We start from the raw sequence: 17,521 nt of genomic DNA, 5'->3' as shown, positions 1-17,521 counted from the left end.
GGCGGCGCCATGCGCGGCATCGGCGGGGGCACCGGCTCCGCGGCATCCTGCGTCACGTCGTCCTCGTCCACGTCGATGAGGTCGCGCGGCGACAGCGCGGGCGTCATGCGCGCGGACGGCGGCGTCGTCACCGGGGGTGTCATCACCGGAGCCGGGAGGGGAGGCGGCGCGGGGGCCGGACGCGGCACGCTCAGCGCGAACGTGGAGGAGGGAAGGGGAGAAGGTGGCGCACCCACCGGGCGGCTCACCGGCGCGCGCGTGGCCACCGCCTGGCCGTAGCCCGGCTGGAGGCGGCGCGGCAGCCCGCCACTCGTGGAATAGGCGAGCGCCGTGTTGGAGAGGGAGATGAGGTCCAGCCCCGTCCGCCCCAGCAGATCGCTGGCGGCGCAGCGCTTGCGGATGATGGCGATGAGCAGGTGCAGGCAGTCCGCTTCGCCCGCACGGAAGGTGCTGGCCAGCTCCCGGGCGCGCGCGGTCAGCTCCTGCACCACGTTGCCCGTCTCCGCCGGGGCTTCCGTGATGAGCTGGAGCAGCGCGTCCTCGTCCACGCCCTTCTCCTTCAGGAGGAGCTGGGCGCGGTTCTCCACCGTGAAGAGCGCGAGCAGTACGTGGGCCGACGTGGGCTTCTGGGCGACGCTGCGGGCGATGTCATGCGCCTCATGGAGAACCTGGGCGAGATCCGTGCTGTCGACCATTCATGCTCCGGCAAGCGTCCAGCCGAGCGGAATACACCGTTCGCCGCCCCGCCGCAAAATTTAGGCTACAGACCGCTACAGGATGGATGCAAGGCAGGATAAACCTTGGGGCGCGGCCGGATTTCGATTGGCTGCTTGCCCGTTTCCCGACTCAATTCGAGCGACCGGGCAATCACTCCGGGAGGGCTGCGTAATCCGCCCAGAGACCCCATCCCTATGACCTCCCTTGTTCAACCGGCGCGCGTCTTCATGGACCCCCTTGGGGGCACGCGCACCGCCGTCGAGGCCCGGCGCTGGCTGTGGCCCCTCCTCATCCTCGCCTTCTGCGTGGCCCTCTCCGGCACCGTCTACGCGCTGCGCTGGGACGCCACCACCTCCATCGTGAGCGCCCTGCCCACGGACTCGACCGCGTCCAGCGTGTCCGAGTCCGACATCGCCGAGCAGATTCAAACGGCGTCGCGCAAGGCGCTGGTGGGCGGCATCGCCAAGGGGATCATCGTGATGCCCCTGATGGTGCTGCTGCTCGCGTGCATCCTCTGGGTCACGGCGTGGCTCTTCAACAAGCCCGCGGCCTTCGGGCAGCTGCTGGCGGCCGCCGCGGTGGCGCTGCTGCCCATCGCGCTCTACCACCTCATCTACGCCGTGTGCGCGGGCTACCAGCACTCGCTCACCGAGCTGCGCGCGGAGCGGCTCGTGCCCTCCAACCTGGCCCTGCTGGACGGCCTGTCGCCCAAGATGCAGCGCGTGCTCAAGGGCGTGGACTTCTTCAACCTCTGGAGCGTGGGCCTTCTGGGCGTGGGTTTCTCCACCGCCACCGGCATGCGCCTGGGGCGCTCGCTGGCGCTCGTCGCGGTGCTCTACCTCATGTACGTCGGCGTCTTTCTTGTCGGACTGCCCGCGGGAGGTGCGAAGTGAGCGCCTTCCTCATCGTCGCGACGCTGCTCACCGCCACGCCCATCACGCTGGAGGAGACGCGCCAGCTGGGCCGCAAGAACACCCAGGCGCTCCAGGCCGCGCTGGACGTCGCCGTGGCCCAGGAGGACCAGCGCGTGGCGCGCTCCGGCCTCCTGCCGCAGGTGCAGCTCAACCTGGGCCCCGCCCTGCAGTACCTGGGCCGGCGCCGGCAGGTCTACAGCGTCCCCGTCAGCGATACGGAGACGGTCACGCGGGAGGTGGTGAGCACCTCCAACACGGCGGACAGCTACTTCGCGTCCCTGGGCGTGTCGCAGGTCGTCTACAACCGCGGCCTCTGGAAGCAGCTGGAGCAGGCGGGCGTCAACGTGGACGCCACGCGCAACCAGTCCATTGAAGAGGCGGACACCTCCGAGCTGGAGGCCATCCGCCGCTTCTTCAACCTCTTCCTGTCGCAGGCCACGCTGGACGTGCTCAACGCCACCGCGCAGCGCAGCGAGGAGCAGCTGGAGCGCGCGCGCGCCCTCTTCAACGCGGGCCGCGTGGGCAAGTCCGAGGAGATCGCCGCCCAGGTCAACCTGGGCAACGACCGCATCAACATCGTGCAGCGCCAGAACCTGCTGGTGGCGGACCAGGTGCAGCTGGCCGTGTGGCTGGCGCGCCCCGGCACCGAGCTGATCCAGGCGGTGGACCCCGGCGTGCTCCAGCAGGAGCCCGCGCCGGCCCCCGCCCTGGATGACGCCATCAAGCAGGCCCGCGAGCACCGCGCCCTGCTCAAGGCGCTCCAGCAGCGCGTGCGGGTGGCGGAGCTGCAGCGGGCCATCGTGCAGGGGGACTACATCCCGCGCGTGGGCCTGTCCGCGAGCTACTCGCACAACAGCCAGGCCCCGGGCTCGTTCTTCAGCGAGCCCGGCTACGGCAACATCTTCAACGGCGGCGTCACGCTGACGTGGGACCTGTTCAACGGCTTCAACACCGACGCCCAGTCCGCGCGCGCCCAGGTCAACATCCGCAAGGCGGAGCTGACGTTCGCGCAGACGGCGCGCGAGCTGGAGGCGGAGGTGCGCCGCGCCCACCAGGTGCTGGACGGACAGATTGCCTCCGCGAAGCTGGCGACGGCCAACCGCGCGGTCGCCCAGCAGGGCCTGGCGCTGGCGGATGAGCGCTTCAAGGCGGGCGCCGGCTCCACGCTGGACGTGCGAGACGCGCAGCTCAAGCTGACCCAGGCGGAGCTGGTGTTGCTCCAGAGCCGCATCGATGTCGAAATCGCCCGCTATGCCCTGTTCCGGGCCATGGGCACGCTGAACCCGGGAGAATCACAATGACGTGGTGGAAGGCGGCAATCGCCGGCGCGCTGTTGCTTGGAGCGGTGGCCATCACCGTGGGCGGCCTGCGTGACCGGCCGCCCCCGACGCAGGAAGTCCAGATGGCCAAGGCCCGCAAGGGCACCATCACCCGCACCATCACCGGTGCGGGCAAGGTGCAGGCGGCCACCACCGTGAAGATCTCCTCCAACCTGTCCGGCGACCTGGTCGCCCTCAAGGTGAAGGACGGCGACCCCATCCTCAAGGGGCAGGTGCTGGGGCAGATCGACAAGCGCTACTACGAGGCGGCCGTGAAGCAGGCCACCGCGTCCCGCGACGCGGCCCGCGCCGAGGTCCAGGTGTCGGAGGTGGACACCGCGCGCCAGCGCGCGGAGCTGGGCCGCGTGAAGGGGCTCGCGGAGAAGGGGCTCGCGTCCGCCGCGGAGGTGGAGCAGTCCCAGGCCGTGACGGACACCGCCGAGGCGCGCCTCGCCGCCGCCAAGCAGCGCGTGGCCCAGAGCAGCGCCGTGCTGGAGCAGGCGTCCACGGACCTGGCGCGCACCACGCTGCTGTCCCCCATCGACGGCAACGTCATTGAGCTGACGCGCGAAGTGGGCGAGCGCGTGCGCGGCTCCGACTTCTCCGAGGATGTGGTGATGACCATCGCCGCGCTCAACCAGATGGAGGTGAAGTTCGAGGTGGGTGAGCACGAGGTCGTCCACCTGAAGTACGGCCAGCCCGCGGAGGTGACGCTGGACGCGCTGGAGGGCCAGTCCTTCACCGGCACCGTGGTGGAGATCGCCCAGAAGGCCACCATCAAGAACCCGGGCACGGAGGCCGAAGTGACGAGCTTCCCCATCACCGTCGCCCTGGACGCGCGTCCGCCGGGCGTGCTCCCCGGCATGAGCGCCGAGGCGCGCATCAGCGCGGAGACGCACGACGACGCGGTGCTCGTCCCCATCCAGGCCGTCACGGTGCGCTCCGAGCGCACGCTGCCGGACTACCAGGCGCCGGTGGAGGGCACCACGCTCACCGCCAAGCGCCGCACGGAGACGCTGGCCAAGGTCGTCTTCGTGGTGGACAACGACAACAAGGCGCAGGTGCGCCGCGTGCGCACCGGCATCGCCTCCGACACGGAGCTGGAGGTGCTGGAAGGCCTCCAGGTCGGCGACCGCGTGGTGGAAGGCCCCTACCGCACGCTGTCCAAGGAGCTGTCCAACGGGGACGCGGTGCGCGAGCCGGAGAAGGCCGCGGCGAAGGGCAAGTCGTGACGTCATCCCCTGCACCGGACGCGGGCCCCCTCATCCAGGTGGAGGGGCTCACGCGGGCCTTCTTCGTGGGCGGTGAAGAGGTGCGCGCGCTGCGCGGCGTGTCCTTTGGCATCCAGCGCGGGGAATGGGTGGCCATCATCGGCCAGTCCGGCTCCGGCAAGAGCACGCTCATGAACGTGCTGGGCTGCCTGGATACGCCCACCAGCGGCCGCTACATGCTCAACGGCAAGGACGTGTCGCGCATGGACGACGACGACCTGGCCGTCATCCGCAACGTGGAGATCGGCTTCATCTTCCAGACGTTCCAGCTGCTGCCCCGGGAGACGGCGCTCGCCAACGTGGAGCTGCCGCTGGTGTACCGCGGCATGGGCGCGAAGGAGCGGCGCGAGCGGGCGAAGGCGGCGCTGGACAAGGTGCAGCTCACGCACCGCATGCACCACCGGCCCAACGAGCTGTCGGGCGGTCAGCGCCAGCGCGTGGCCATCGCGCGGGCGCTGGTGTCGGAGCCGTCCATGCTGCTGGCGGACGAGCCCACGGGCAACCTGGACTCGGCCACGGGCGAGGAGATCGTCAAGCTGTTCGAACAGCTGCACCGGGCGGGGCACACGCTGGTGCTCGTCACGCACGAGCCCAAGCTGGCCGCGCGCTGTCCCCGGGCCATCCGCCTGAGCGACGGAGAGATCGTCGCGGACGGGCCGGGTCCGGTGGTGGCGCTGGGGGTGCACGGCGGGGTGCCGCAGGCGGGCACCGCATGAAGTTCGGGCAGGGCTTCCGCGTGGACGTGCTGGAGGGGGCCCGCATCGCGGTGTTCTCCCTCCGGGCGAACCGGATGCGCACGGTGCTCACGACGCTGGGCATCGGCATCGGCGTGGCCACGCTCCTTGCCATCGTCGGCATCATCCAGGGGCTCAACTCGTCCTTCGAGAAGCAGCTGGCCACCCTGGGGGCGAACACGGTCTTCATCTCCAAGTACCCCTGGATGATCAAGGGCAACTGGTGGATCTACCGCAACCGGAAGAACTTCACGCTGGAGCAGGTGGCGCAGGTGCGCGCCCAGGCGGATTTCATCACCGCCATCTCCCCGGCGGTGATGCGCACGTCGGACGTGGCGCACGGCGCCCTCCAGGTCTCCAACGTGCGCATCAACGGCGTGTGGGGCGACTACCTGGCCATCGGCAACTACGAGGTGGTGTCCGGACGGTTCCTCACCCGCGCGGATGAAGAGGTGAACCGGGCGGTGACGGTGCTGGGCGCGGACGTGGCCGCCACGCTGTTTCCCAGCATCAGTCCGCTGGGGCAGTCGGTGCGCATCGACGGGCGATCCTTCCAGGTGGTGGGCACGCTCGGGCGCAAGGGGAAGGTCGTGGCGGAGAACATGGACCTGTCCGTGTTCATGCCCTTCAAGACCTTCAACTCCAGCTTCGGCAAGGGGCGGCCCATGCAGATCGCCATCGCGGTGGCGGACGCGGGCCAGATGGAGAAGGTGGAGGACCAGCTGGTGGGCATCATGCGGCGTGTGCGCTCGACGCCGGCGGGCCAGACGGACGACTTCAGCATCAACCGGACGGACTCGCTCGCGGCGACCTACGAGCAGCTCACCGGCGCGCTCTACGCGGTGGCCACGGGCGTGGGGCTGATCACCCTGCTGGTGGGCGGCATCGGCATCATGAACATCATGCTGGTGTCGGTGCGCGAGCGGACGCGGGAGATTGGCGTGCGGCGGGCGCTGGGCGCGCGGCAGCGCACCATCGTGCTCCAGTTCCTGATGGAGGCCTCCAGCGTGTCCGCGGTGGGCGGTCTGTTGGGGACGGTGGTGGGCCTGGGCACGGCGAAGATCGTGTCGCTGGTGACGCCGCTGGCGGCGGACGTGCGGCCCGGCACGGTGGTGGGCGGGGTAGCGTTCGCGGCGTTGGTGGGCCTGTTGTTCGGCATCTGGCCGGCCGCCCGGGCAGCGAAGCTGGACCCGGTGGAAGCGCTCCGCTACGAATAGCGCGATGCGGGCCTTCCTGGACAACCTGCGGCTGGCGCTGGGCACCTTCCTGGGCAACCCCCTGCGCTCGCTGCTGACGCTGGTGGGCATCGTCATTGGCGTGGCCACCGTCATCACGATGATGGCGCTCATCGAAGGCCTGCGCGAACAGGTGAACAAGAACCTGGGCAGCCTGGGCGCGCACACCTTCGAGGTGACGAAGTGGCCCACCGGCTTCGGCCGTATCAACTGGGCGAAGTACGCCAAGCGCAAGGACCTGCACGGAGATGATGCGCGCACCATCCTGGAGTCGTGTCCCTCCGTGGCCTCGGCCACGCCCAAGGTGGAGGTGTGGGGCAAGAAGCTGACCACGGCTTTCCGGGAGACGCCCGGGTCGGTGACCGTCGTGGGCACGGAGCACTCGTATCTGGAGACCAGCGGCATCGTCGTGACGACCGGCCGCTTCTTCAACGAGACGGAGACGCTGGATGGCCGCCCGGTGATGATCATCGGCGTGGACGTGGCGGACACGCTCTTTCCGGGCACGAATCCCGTGGGCTCGGAGCTGCGACTGCAGGGCCGGCCCTTCCAGGTGATTGGCGTGCTGCAGAAGCGCGGCAGCGTCATGGGGATGGCCAGCGAGGACAACCAGGCCATCATCCCGATGCGCGCCTTCCAGCAGTTCTACGGCAAGAACCGCTCGGTGGACATCGAGGTCCAGGCGCGCGACGGCGAGTCGTTCCAGAAGGCGCAGGACGAGGTGGTGAACCTGATGCGCCGCCGCCGGAGCCTCACGCCCCAGGAGGCGAACGACTTCGAGGTGCACACCAACGAGTCCATGACGGCGTCCTTCAACGAGCTGTCCCAGGTCATCGCGTTCGCGGGCGTGGGCGTGTGCCTGCTGTCGCTGGTGGTGGGCGGCATCGGCATCCTGAACATCATGCTGATGTCGGTGACGGAGCGGACCCGGGAGATTGGCATCCGCAAGGCGCTGGGCGCTCGCCGCCGCCGCATCCTGGGCCAGTTCGCCACGGAGGCGGTGATGCTGTCGCTCGTGGGCGGGGTGATGGGCCTGGGGCTGGGCTTCGGGTTCGTCTTCCTGGGCAAGTGGGTGCTGCTGTTCCCCATGAGCGTGCCCGCGTGGGCCGTGGCGCTGTCGCTGGGGATGAGCTGCGGCGTGGGCCTGCTGTTCGGCATCTACCCGGCGTCGCGCGCGGCGCGGCTGGATCCGGTGGAGGCGATGCGCGCGGAGTAGGGAGCCGGGATGGGTGACGCACTGGAGGAGGCGCGGCGCCGGGTCTCTGGAGACGACCTCGCTTCGTTGCGCAGGCTGGACGCGCTGCTCGTGCATTCGGGCTTCCGGCACGCGGACCGGACGCCTCGCGAGTGGGTGGCGGAGTTGGTGGCGCAAGGCGGGGCCAAGAAGTCCTATCCCTACGACGCGCACGAAGCGCTGCGGGCCATGGGCCTGGGGGCGGTGCCCGCGCTGCTGGAGGTGCTGGCGACGCCCCAGCTGGCGGAGACAGCGTCCGCGGACGCGAACATCCGCTTGAACCTGCTCGAAGCGTTGATGGCGCCAAACCTGCCGCCCCGGTGCGCGGTGCCCGCCGTGTTGGGGCTCTTGTCCCGGCCGAGCGCTCGGGTCCGGCGCCAGGCGCTGCGGGCCCTGGTGAACCTGCGTCCGCGGCCCACCCGGCTCGCGGTGCGGCTGTTGCTGGAGGCGTGCCGGGACAAGATGCAGTGGCAGTCGCGAGCGACGGCGCTGGACGCGCTGGCGGCGTTGGATGGTCCCATCCCGGACGACGTGCTGCACGAAGGCCTGAAGAGGCTGTCGGACGAGAGTCCCTACGTCCGCCGCTCCGCGCTGCGCCTGCTGGGCCGGTGCACCCCGCCTTCCGAGGAGGTCCTTCACGCGCTGGAGGAGCAGGTGGTGCTGGACGACGAGAGCCGCGTCGTCGTCCTCCAGGTGTTGTCCTGGCTGTCTCCTTCGCGTGCGCTGCCCCTGCTGGACAAGACGGCGCGGGGACTGGTGGGCCTTCTTCCGAATGACCGGGACGGGGCGCGGCAGGGGCTCTTCGCGCTCCATCTGCTCGCGGGGATGGGGGCGCAGGCCCGTCCGGCGGTGGGCCTGCTGCGGCGCGTGGTGACGCATGCCGTGAAGCGGGGACATGGGGATCCCTTCGCCTGGAGGATGCGCGTGCACGCCGAGTCGGTGGCGGACGCCATCGTCCGGAGTGTCCCGTTGCCCGTGGAGGCGCGGACCCCGGGGCCGGGCTCGCCGCGACTGGCCCTGGCGCTCGCGGGGGCGGGGCCGCTGCCGGTGGACGCGGAGCATCCGGACTCCGCCCGGCTGCAGGCCTGGGTGGATTCGCTGGGGCCGCTGAGCCAGGAAGAGGAGGTCCGGCTGTGCGTGGCGGTGGCGCGCGTCGCGGCGCGTGTCTGGGACAGGCATGGGCCGGAGAACGACGGCGCCCAGTCGAGCCTCCTCGCGCTGGAGGAGTGGGTCCTCGCGCCGGATGAGGCGCACCAGCGCAAGGCGATGGAGATCGGCTTGTTCGTCCCCAGCCAGCTCCTGGCGTCGGCGTTGTTCAACTCGGCGTGGTGCCTCCATTACGCGACGCTGATGGTGGCGGACGCCGAAAAGCGGGTCGTGGGTTTTACCGGCCTCACGCCCAGGGAACCGGAGCACCTGCTGGCGACGTGCGCCTTCGCCGCGTACCGGGCGCTGAGCAGCGGTGCCTGCATGACCGTGGACGAGGGGTGGAGAGACTCCACCCTCACCTGGACGCGCACGCCCGACGAGGCGCTGGCCCTCCTCCACCGGGCGATGGTGGACGAGGTGCTGCCGTGGGCCCGGGGCGAGTGGGATCCGCTTCGCGACGTGATGCGCGAGCGGCGCCGGTTGCTGACGGAAGACGGAGCCCACCGGAACGATGGCGGTGACGGTGCTCGCCCGGTAGGGTGATGAGGTCCCTACCGCACGGGGCTTCCTGCGCATGTCCATGTCCTACGCCACGCTGCCGCTGCCCATCGTTCCCGCGCCGTACCGGTTGCGAGTCTTCACGCCAGAGGACATGGACGGGGTGATCGCGCTGTACTCCCACCCGGAAGTGGCACGGAGCCTCAACTTCACGGTGCCCGTGCTCCGGGACACGCTGCACCAGAAGCTGACCGGCGACCTGGAGGCGATGCGCCAGGGCAAGGGCATCCGTTGGGTGCTGGTGCACGAGCAGGCCCCGACGCCCCTGGGCTACCTGACCCTCTTCAACTGGAGCCAGAAGGACCGCCGCGCGGAGGTGGGCTACATGGTGGCGCGCGCGTTGTGGGGCCAGGGCGTGATGTCGGGGATCCTGCCCGCGCTGATCCGCTTCGGCTTCGAGCACCTGAACCTGCACCGCATCGAAGGCATGGTGAACGTTCGCAACACGGCGTCGCAGCGGGCGCTGACGCGCGCGGGCTTCCAGCAGGAAGGCCTGCTGCGCGGCTACCAGGTGGACGCGAACGGGGGTGGGTTCAACGACATCCTCCTGCTGGCGCTGCTCGAGGACACCTGGCGCGCGTCCGTCGCGAAGTAGCCAGCGAGCCTCACGGCAGGTCGCGCGCGAACTGTTCGCGGTAGCGGGCCTGGAGCGTCCGCAGCTGGCGAGTGCCCCGGTACTCGCGGGCGAGCAGGTGCCACGCCTCCGTGCGTGACGGCTCCAACGCGATGACACGCTCCAGGTGCTTGCGTGCACGCGCATGCGCGCGGGTGTTCGTCGCCAGCACGCCGAGCAGCAGGTGGGCCTGCACCGCATCCTCCCGGAACGCGAGCACGCGCTCGCAGGCGGTGCGCGCGGAGCCCAGCCGTCCCTGGAACAGGTGCAGCTCGCATTGCAGGAGCGCGACGGAAGGACTCACCGGGAAGTCCTGCGACAGCGCGGCGATGCGTTCACGCGCGGGGCCTGATGAGCCGGCATGCAGCAGCGCCTCGACGTCGGACACCGCGCGCACCAAATCTCCTTCGCGCGCGGGCTCAAGGGACGGAAGAGGGAAGGTGCCCGCCTCGGGCCGTGCCGGCGGCAGCGCCACCTGCCGACGCAACCGGGCCGCCTGCTCCATCACCACCGACGACGCCGCGAGTCCCGGCGCCCGGGCCGCCGTCTCCTCCGCCCACGTCACGCAGTGGGCGCGCAGGAAGAGCCCCGCCAGATCCGCCCACTGCGCGGGCTCCACCACCGCCCGGGCCTCCAGGTTCCTCCGCGCCGCCACCAGACTGTCACGGGCCTCGTCGAAGCGGCCCGCGTGCAGGTGGAGCAGCGCCACGTTCATGCGCAGGGAAGGCTCATCAGGGAACCGCGCGATGGCCCGCTCGCAGCGCTCACGCGTGGCGTCCAAACCCGGCGTGAGGTGCACGGCGAGGTAGCACGCCAGCAACTGCACGCGTTCGTCCTGGGGATGCCGCACGGCCAGCGGCTCCAAGGCCTCCGCGGCCACCTCCGGCCGGCCCGACTTCTCCAGGGCGATGACCTCCGCCAGCCGCTGCCGCTCCAAGGGTGTCAGCGCACGGGGCGTGCCCTCCGGTCCCAACACGACGCCGGAGGCGCGCACCCGCTCCGTCCATTGGAGAAGGAAGTCCCGTTCAGGTCCCTCCCACGCCGGGCCGGTCATCGCTTCCACCGCGCCGCGCAGCTCCCGGGCCCAGGCCTTCTGCGACTCCAGCGCCACGCGGGCCGCGGGCAGATGCCGGAGCCCCGTGCCCAGCAGCGCGAGCGTCCGCGCGTCGAACCCCGTCTGGTCCGCGTCGTACTTCGGCGACATCCATCCACGCCCGTCGCGCACGTGCAGAGCGCCCAAGGTGTGGGCCCACTCGTGAAGAAGGACGGCCACCTCCAACCGTTGCCGAGCCGCCGCCGGCAGCTCTCCGCCCAGGCCTCGCAGCACGCAGTGACGCCCCAGCACGCGCGCGAAGCCCAGCTCGTGCTGCGCGCCGCTGAACGACACTGGCGGCGCCACCAGGCCCACGACCAGGTCCACGTCCTCGCCCGCGTCCACCGACTCCAGCGCACCCAGCACCGGCTCCAGTGGGCCGTCCGAGCCGCGCCGATCCCACGCCCGCGCGGATTCCAGCTCGAACGTGACGCCCAGCGGTCCGCGCACCGATTCGTTCGCGCGCTCGAGCCACGCCGCGAAGCCACGCTCCCAATGGAGGCTCCGCGCCCGGTGGTCCACGTCCGCGTACACGCGTACCCGCAACACCCGCGCGGTAGGGGCAGGGGAGGAAACCGCTGACAGGGGGGGCCGCGCCCGCGAACCGTCACGCGGCGGGGCAGGGGATGCGCAGTGCAGCCCCAGGATTCCTATAAGGAGGACGAGGACCGCTCCGAACCAGCCTGGCTTCCGCGAGGACCCGGGAATCACGGGCAGGACCTGGGAGGTAGCGGGTGAAAAAGAGCCCAACCGGGCAGGGGAGGCGGTGGGGCTCCTGAAGGGGCCTCCACCGCCATCACCCAGGGACAGACGTCAGGCCGCGGCGTCTTCTTCCTTGGAAGGCTCCGTGGCGTTCGTGATCCAGTCGATCGCCTTGTGCTCCCAATCCGTGTCCTTCGACGCGTCGATGTAGCGCTCCCACTCGTACACGCCGCTCTGCTTGGCCATGCGCACCATCATCAGACGGGCGACGGTGCTGTCGAGCACCACCGCCGAGCGCGCCATGCCGTTCTGCCGGAGCCAGCCCATTGCCTGCTTGATGATCTCCTGGGTCTCCGGCGGGTTCGCCTTCTGGCTCCGCATGTCCACCAGCAGCCCGAAGGAACGCCCACGCTTCACCGCCACCTTGGTGCGAAGGTCCTCGAACCAGGCCTTGGCCTCGACAGGGGTGATGTAGCCCGGCGCATTGATCCGGAAGCCGTACTCCGTCCGCAGATTCTCAGCCATGAAACCCCCACGTTGATTTTGTGGTGCACGCGCCATTCCCGTGCGACTCCGGCCGGATGGCAGCGTGCCCATGAGCCTACTCCACTCGGGCCCACCGTGGATCCACTCCTGCTTCACCTGCGTACGCGCGCGAAGCCCGGCCTCCGCGTGAAGATGAAGACGTCCCGGGGTAGACGTGGTACTCGTCACGAAGTGTGAGAATCCAGCGTCAGGCGAACTTTCCGCTAATTTTACTTCACAGTCGCTCGATTCTCCGCTATTAAGGGGATGCACTTTTTCAGCACCCCCGCAAAACTGCTACATGCATCGAGGTCCCCCCGGACTCGGTGGCAACGAACCCGGCATCTGACGCTGGGTTCACGGGTTCCGGGGTCTTGGAGACGCCCTTCAATGTCCAACTCCTCGCTTGCTGAGCTCCAGTCCCTCACGTCGACCTCCCTGCGGACCGAGGTGCCCGTCGAGGCGCTCCGTCACGAGACGCCGTCCACTGGGAAGGCGAACGCGCTGGAGGCTCGTCATGGCGAGGCGATCCCGATGTACGGGGACACGAACGCGCGGGGCTTCAAGACGGTGGAGGACCTGACGGTCGCCGACTGCGTGATCGCGCACCTGGAGGCGGAGGAAGTGGATGCGGTGTTCGGCATCCCGGGCGGCAACATCGCCCCGTTCCAGCAGGCGCTGCGCAAGCACAAGTCCATGCGCTTCATCATCGCGTCGCACGAGGCGGGCGCGGCGTTCATGGCGGACGGCTACGCGCGCTCCACCGGCAAGCTGGGCGTGTGCATGGTGACGGCGGGCCCGGGTGCCACCAACGCGCTGACGGGCGTGGCCTCCGCGCACCTGGACGGCGTGCCCATGCTGGCCATCAGCGGCAACGTCGCCACGGACCGCGTGGGCCTGATGGCCATCCAGGAGAGCAGCAGCACCCACGGCGTGAACACGGTGGAGGTGTTCCGCCAGGCGTGCGCCAGCTCGACCATCGTTCCGGACGCGCAGAGCTTCCAGCGGCTGCTGGCGCGCTCCATGCGCACCGCGCAGGGCCTGCCCGGTGGCGCCGCGCACCTGAGCGTGCCGGCCAACATCGCGCGCCAGCCCATCCACCGCGCTTCGGTTCCCACCACGCGGGGCGCCTTCCGCGCGCGTCCGGCGACCGCGCCCTTCGAGGACCTGCGCGCCGCCTTCACGCTGCTGCGCACCGCGCGCCGTCCGCTCATCTTCCTGGGCTCGGGCGCGCGTGAGGCGATGGCGGAGCACTCCGAGGTGTTCACCGCGTTCGTCACCCAGCACGGCATCCCGGTGGCCACCAGCATGCGCGGCAAGGGGCTGTTCTCCGAGCGCGAGGCGCTGTCGCTGGGCGTGCTGGGCCTGGCCGGCAGCAAGCGCGCGGAAGCGTACCTGCGCGACGGCGTGGACGTGCTCGTGGTCCTGGGCAGCCGCCTGGGTGAGTGGGCCTCCCGCAGCTTCCACAAGTACTTCCAGGCCGTCCACCACGTCATCCAGGTGGACGTGAACGCCTCCAACATCGGTCAGTTCCTGCCGGTGCGGCTGCCCATCGTGGCGGACGTGGGCTCGGTGGTGACGGGCCTGGCGGAGCTGGGGCAGATGATTGGCCCGTCCAGCGGCGCGCGCGTGCAGGAGCGCTGGTCGCAGGTGATGGCGCTGAAGGAGCCCGCGCCCGTCATCCGCACCCCGCAGGACCGGGACTCGGTGAAGCCGCAGGACCTGATGGCGGAGCTCGACAAGCACCTGAGCCCGGACATGGACCTGTACATCGACATGGGCAACTGCACAGGCTGGACGGCGCACCTGCTGCACATCACGCCGCCCGCGCGCATCTTCTACCCGTGCGGCCTGTCGTCCATGGGCTGGTCCTGCGGTGCCGTCATCGGCGGCAAGGTGGGCCGGCCGGAGCGCTCCGCGGTGGCCGTGGTCGGCGACGGCGCGTTCCTGATGAACGGCACGGAGATGCTCACCGCCTCGCGCTACCGCGTGGGCACGGTGACCATCGTCCTCAACGACAACTTCCTGGGCATGGTGAACCACGGCGAGCACGTGCAGGACCGCACGCAGCCGCTGGAGGATGACTTCTACGGCCTGGGCAACCCGGACCTGAAGGCCTTCTCCGAGTCCCTGGGCGCGCGCGCCTACACGGTGAACGCCCCGGGCCAGCTGGACGCGCTGCTGCCGGAAGTGCTGCGCCGCGCGAACGAGACCGGCCAGCCGCAGGTCATCGTCGCGCACATCGACTACCGCGAGGTTCCGCCGTACGGCGACCGCTTCGCCGCGGTGGCGTCGGACGCGAAGTAGCACCCATGACCGCCGCGACCTTCGCGCTCCTGGGTGTCGGTGCCGCTGTTCCGGATCAGGTTCGCGGCAATGACGACCCGCTGTTCGAGCCCCTGCGCCGCGCCGCGGGAAGCGGCGGCGAGCACGCGCTCTTCTACGGCAACCGCGAGCGCCGGGTGCTGGGGCCCGGCGAGTCCCTGGCCGCGCTCACCGCCAGGGCGGGCGCCGCCGCGCTCCAGGACGCGGGGCTGAAGGCCGCGGACGTGGAGCGGCTGTACGGCTACGTGTCGGTGTCCGAGTTCATCGCGCCGAACGAACTGTACGCGGTGCACCGCGACCTGGGCCTTTCGCAGGGCACGCTGGTGGTGCCGGTGAACGCGGACTTCGCCAACTTCCTGATGAGCATCGTGCTGGCCTGGGAGGCCCTGCGCGCGGGCAGCATCCAGCACGCGCTGGTGGCGGTGGGCTCCGCGTGGACCCGCAACGTGGACTACACGCAGGGCCATGCCATTGGCATTGGTGACGGCGCGGGCGCGGTGGTGGTGGGCGCGGGTGACCGGCTCACGCTGGTGGACTGGGGCGCGGACACCTTCAGCGACGAGTACGGCGCGATGATGATGGGCCCGCGTCCGGAGTCCGGCCTCGCGCACCCGACCTACGGCATTGCCCCCACGTCAGGCGTGAAGGCGTTCCTGAACTCAGGAATGAACGGGCCGCCGAAACTGGTGGAGCGGCTGCTCGCGAAGCACGGCGTGGCGCGCGAGGACGTGACGCTCATCTCCCACCAGGCCACGCGCAAGCTGATGGATCACTGGGCGAAGGAGATCCGCCCGCGCGAGTACCTGGACACCTTCGAGGACTACGGGAACATGGTGCACGCGTCCATGCCGGTGACGCTGGCCCGGTTCCACCGCGAGCTGCGCACGAAGTACCTGGTGATGGTCGGCCTGGGCATTGGCGCGCACCAGATGGCGTTGCTGGTGCGCGTCTAGCGGAACTGGCGGCTACTGGTCGTCGCAGGGCGTGCCCAGCCGGATGCCCGTGTAGACGCCCAGCTCGTTGTAGATGAGGGGCAGGTTCTGCTCCACGGGGACGTTGCGCAGCTCCACTTCCTTGCGCGCCTTCTCGATCCAGATGGGCTTCTGCGCGCGGTCGATGACGAGCCGCAGCTGGCCCTTCTTGGTGGTGAAGATCTCCCCCTCGGAGTCCGCCACCACGTTGGTCATCTTCTGCGGCTTCAGGTCGCCCCGGGGCCCGATGAACACGCGGAAGCTGCGCGCCTCCGCGGCCGTGATGCCCTTGTCCACGTAGTAGTACGTGCCCTCCGAGTCGCGCAGCAGCGCGTGGGGCGCGAACTTCTGCGGGTTGGGGACGTAGGTGGCCTTGCGCAAGAGTTCCTGCGCCGCGGCGCTGGGGAGCATCTCCAGCTTCACCCTGCGCTCGCCACAGCGCAGCGCGCAGGTGCGCTCCTTGGCTTCCACGGACAGCTGCGAGTGCACGCGCAGGTCCACGCCGTCGTAGTCGGCGGAGGCGCCGGGGTTGAAGAAGCGCGGATCCAGGAAGGTGGTCGCGGACAGGTTCCGGGTCCGGGGACGCGGCACCTCCACCAGGGACTTGCCGTCGCCGTAGTAGAGCCGGTCCTCCAGCTCGTCCGTGTCCTCGTAGGGCACGGAGACGACGTAGTGGCCCTTGCCGTCGGTGCAGACGGACGAGGCCTCCAGGTGCATGCGTTGGCCCAGGTTCTCCGCCTTGCCCCACGGCGGGTCGACGGCGGCGGCGGGACTGGCGGCGAGGAGCACGGCCACGGGAAGGACGCGTTGGAAGAGCATGGGGCGCGGACCTAGAGGTTCTTCTTGAAGTAGCGGGTGGCGGCCTTCTCCTGATTGCTCGCCTCCGGGGTGGTGGTCCAGACGAAGCGGTCGCCTTGCAGGGCGGGCTCCAGCGCGGCGCCGAAGCGGCAGTCGAAGTGCTGGATGCGGGCCTTCACGGTGCGGCGGGCCTCCTCGGAGACGTCGCACATCGCCTTCAGGGCAGTGAGGGGGAAGACGCAGTAGCGGGAGATGTTCTGGGCCTTGAGGACGGGCTCCGTGATGGTGGCCCAGTCGATGGTGCCCGCGGCGGAGGTGCCGCAGAAGGTGTTCATCAGCTGGAGCGCTTCGGCGTAGGCGGTGTCGTGGACGGCTTCTTCCGCCTTGCGGTCGAAGGCCATCAGCTTCGCGAGCTGACCGCTCTGGGTCTGCTGCTGGTGCTGCGCGTAGACCTCCTCCGGCTTGAGCTTCTGGGAGCGCGCCTCGTCGAACAGGACCGCGATGCCGTTGCCGGGACCGCCGGGGAAGTGCAGCTCCGTGTTCTTGCCCACGACGACGAGCGGCGAGTAGTCCTTGCCGTGCCACTGCGTGGTGTAGCTCTGGCGCAGCGTGCTGAGGCTGCTCCAGTCATTCACGGTGTAGGGGAGGACCAGGTTGTCCAGCACGGAGCCCGTGCCCTGGATGCGCAGGAGGAACTTCTTCTGCTCGCGGGGAGTCAGCGGCACGACCGCGACCTGTTCCCCCTGCGGGCCCACGAACACCTTGCCGGCTTCAACAGGAGCGGGCGGCGCAGCCCGGGCGGGCAGGGTGCCCAGAAGGGTGGCCAGCACGGCCACGGCGATGACGACTCTCACGATGGATTCCTTCCCCCTCACCCGGCCGGGTGCTCCGGACGGGCGGTGTCTGCCTACTTCTTCTTCAATTCGATATCACGCCTCTGACATTCAGCGATGAGCGCCTGTGTCAGTTCCGACGGGCGGATCTTGCTCGCTTCCGGCTGGGCGTTGGCGAGGTCACCGGTCTGGCACCGGAGCTTGATGGCCAGGTAGTGCGCGGCCAGGTTGTCCTGGGCAGCGTAGCTGCGCTGGGCCATCCGGACCGCGGTGTCCACATCCTTCCGTCCTTCCGCGGCTCGGGCCTCAGCCAGATCGCTGATCGCGATGGCGTCGGTCGGGTCCATGGGGATGCGCGGAGCCTTCGACTTGCCGCCCGGTTTTGGGGGCGTCTTGCCTGCGCCCGTGGGCTGCACCTGGGGCTCGACATTCGCTGGCGTGTCGCTGACGGTCGTCGCCGTGACGGGCGGAGGAGGCGGCGTCGGCGCGACGGTGGGCGGCGGCGTGCCCACGGGCGGAGGGCCGAAAGG

General features: G+C 70.0%; 15 protein-coding genes and 1 pseudogene. 10 read left to right on the top strand and 6 right to left on the bottom strand.

All coding sequences use genetic code 11. From position 1 onward, the window contains the following. Positions 1 to 695, bottom strand: a pseudogene (locus D7X32_RS36045) (Clp protease N-terminal domain-containing protein); the annotation flags it as partial. A gap of 249 nt (positions 696 to 944) precedes the next feature. Between D7X32_RS36045 and D7X32_RS36040 the strand changes: the two are divergent. Genes D7X32_RS36040 through D7X32_RS36005 form a run of 8 tightly spaced genes read left to right on the top strand, consistent with a single transcriptional unit; the run spans position 945 to position 9,726 of the window. Next, the gene (locus D7X32_RS36040; protein ID WP_341868164.1) at positions 945 to 1,610 is read left to right on the top strand and encodes a YIP1 family protein; all 666 of its coding nucleotides are present in this window, start codon (positions 945 to 947) and stop codon (positions 1,608 to 1,610) included. Further along, on the top strand, positions 1,607 to 2,932 hold the full coding sequence (locus D7X32_RS36035) for a TolC family protein (RefSeq protein WP_120607070.1): 1,326 nt from the start codon (positions 1,607 to 1,609) through the stop codon (positions 2,930 to 2,932). The genes D7X32_RS36040 and D7X32_RS36035 overlap by 4 nt, the downstream gene beginning before the upstream one ends. Further along, positions 2,929 to 4,182 carry an efflux RND transporter periplasmic adaptor subunit gene (locus D7X32_RS36030; RefSeq protein WP_120607069.1) on the top strand — a complete coding sequence of 418 codons (1,254 nt, stop codon included), beginning with the start codon at positions 2,929 to 2,931 and terminating at the stop codon, positions 4,180 to 4,182. The genes D7X32_RS36035 and D7X32_RS36030 overlap by 4 nt, the downstream gene beginning before the upstream one ends. Further along, complete coding sequence (locus tag D7X32_RS36025) at positions 4,179 to 4,937, top strand: ABC transporter ATP-binding protein (protein ID WP_120607068.1); 759 nt, start codon at positions 4,179 to 4,181, stop codon at positions 4,935 to 4,937. The genes D7X32_RS36030 and D7X32_RS36025 overlap by 4 nt, the downstream gene beginning before the upstream one ends. After that, positions 4,934 to 6,172 (top strand): ABC transporter permease, encoded by a 1,239-nt coding sequence (locus D7X32_RS36020; protein ID WP_120607067.1) that lies wholly within the window; start codon positions 4,934 to 4,936, stop codon positions 6,170 to 6,172. Before D7X32_RS36025 ends, D7X32_RS36020 begins: the two co-directional genes overlap by 4 nt. A 4-nt stretch (positions 6,173 to 6,176) precedes the next feature. Then, entirely contained in the window at positions 6,177 to 7,406 is a 1,230-nt protein-coding gene (locus tag D7X32_RS36015) for an ABC transporter permease (RefSeq protein ID WP_120607066.1), read from the top strand. Between the two features lie 9 nt (positions 7,407 to 7,415). Next, entirely contained in the window at positions 7,416 to 9,116 is a 1,701-nt protein-coding gene (locus D7X32_RS36010; RefSeq protein ID WP_120607065.1) for a HEAT repeat domain-containing protein, read from the top strand. Between the two features lie 31 nt (positions 9,117 to 9,147). Then, a complete protein-coding gene (locus D7X32_RS36005) occupies positions 9,148 to 9,726 on the top strand; it encodes a GNAT family N-acetyltransferase (protein ID WP_120607064.1) in 579 nt (192 codons plus the stop codon). 10 nt (positions 9,727 to 9,736) lie between these two features. On the opposite strand, the gene D7X32_RS36000 is transcribed toward D7X32_RS36005, so the two are convergent. Then, positions 9,737 to 11,371 carry a tetratricopeptide repeat protein gene (locus D7X32_RS36000; RefSeq protein ID WP_120607063.1) on the bottom strand — a complete coding sequence of 545 codons (1,635 nt, stop codon included), beginning with the start codon at positions 11,369 to 11,371 and terminating at the stop codon, positions 9,737 to 9,739. A gap of 279 nt (positions 11,372 to 11,650) precedes the next feature. Then, positions 11,651 to 12,064 carry a hypothetical protein gene (locus tag D7X32_RS35995; protein ID WP_120607062.1) on the bottom strand — a complete coding sequence of 138 codons (414 nt, stop codon included), beginning with the start codon at positions 12,062 to 12,064 and terminating at the stop codon, positions 11,651 to 11,653. A 390-nt stretch (positions 12,065 to 12,454) separates the two neighbouring features. Between D7X32_RS35995 and D7X32_RS35990 the strand changes: the two genes are divergently transcribed. Next, positions 12,455 to 14,371, top strand: a complete 1,917-nt coding sequence (locus D7X32_RS35990) for a thiamine pyrophosphate-binding protein (RefSeq protein ID WP_120607061.1) — start codon at positions 12,455 to 12,457, stop codon at positions 14,369 to 14,371. A 5-nt stretch (positions 14,372 to 14,376) separates the two neighbouring features. Further along, positions 14,377 to 15,342 (top strand): 3-oxoacyl-[acyl-carrier-protein] synthase III C-terminal domain-containing protein, encoded by a 966-nt coding sequence (locus D7X32_RS35985; RefSeq protein WP_120607060.1) that lies wholly within the window; start codon positions 14,377 to 14,379, stop codon positions 15,340 to 15,342. Positions 15,343 to 15,354: 12 nt separating this feature from the next. Here D7X32_RS35985 and D7X32_RS35980 read toward each other — a convergent pair whose 3' ends face one another. From D7X32_RS35980 to D7X32_RS45685, 3 genes are read right to left on the bottom strand one after another with little or no spacing between them, the layout of a single operon-like run. After that, positions 15,355 to 16,179, bottom strand: a complete 825-nt coding sequence (locus tag D7X32_RS35980; RefSeq protein WP_120607059.1) for a hypothetical protein — start codon at positions 16,177 to 16,179, stop codon at positions 15,355 to 15,357. An 11-nt stretch (positions 16,180 to 16,190) separates the two neighbouring features. Continuing rightward, positions 16,191 to 17,012, bottom strand: coding sequence for a hypothetical protein (locus tag D7X32_RS35975; RefSeq protein WP_120607058.1), 822 nt, complete (start codon positions 17,010 to 17,012; stop codon positions 16,191 to 16,193). A gap of 53 nt (positions 17,013 to 17,065) precedes the next feature. Further along, positions 17,066 to 17,338, bottom strand: a complete 273-nt coding sequence (locus D7X32_RS45685) for a hypothetical protein (RefSeq protein WP_158625820.1) — start codon at positions 17,336 to 17,338, stop codon at positions 17,066 to 17,068. Between the last annotated feature and the right edge of the window lie 183 nt (positions 17,339 to 17,521).

The sequence above is a fragment of the Corallococcus carmarthensis genome (assembly GCF_003611695.1).
Taxonomy (GTDB): domain Bacteria; phylum Myxococcota; class Myxococcia; order Myxococcales; family Myxococcaceae; genus Corallococcus; species Corallococcus carmarthensis.
The sequence above is the reverse complement of the archived record's forward strand: the minus strand, read 5'-3'. Positions and strand labels throughout refer to the sequence as shown.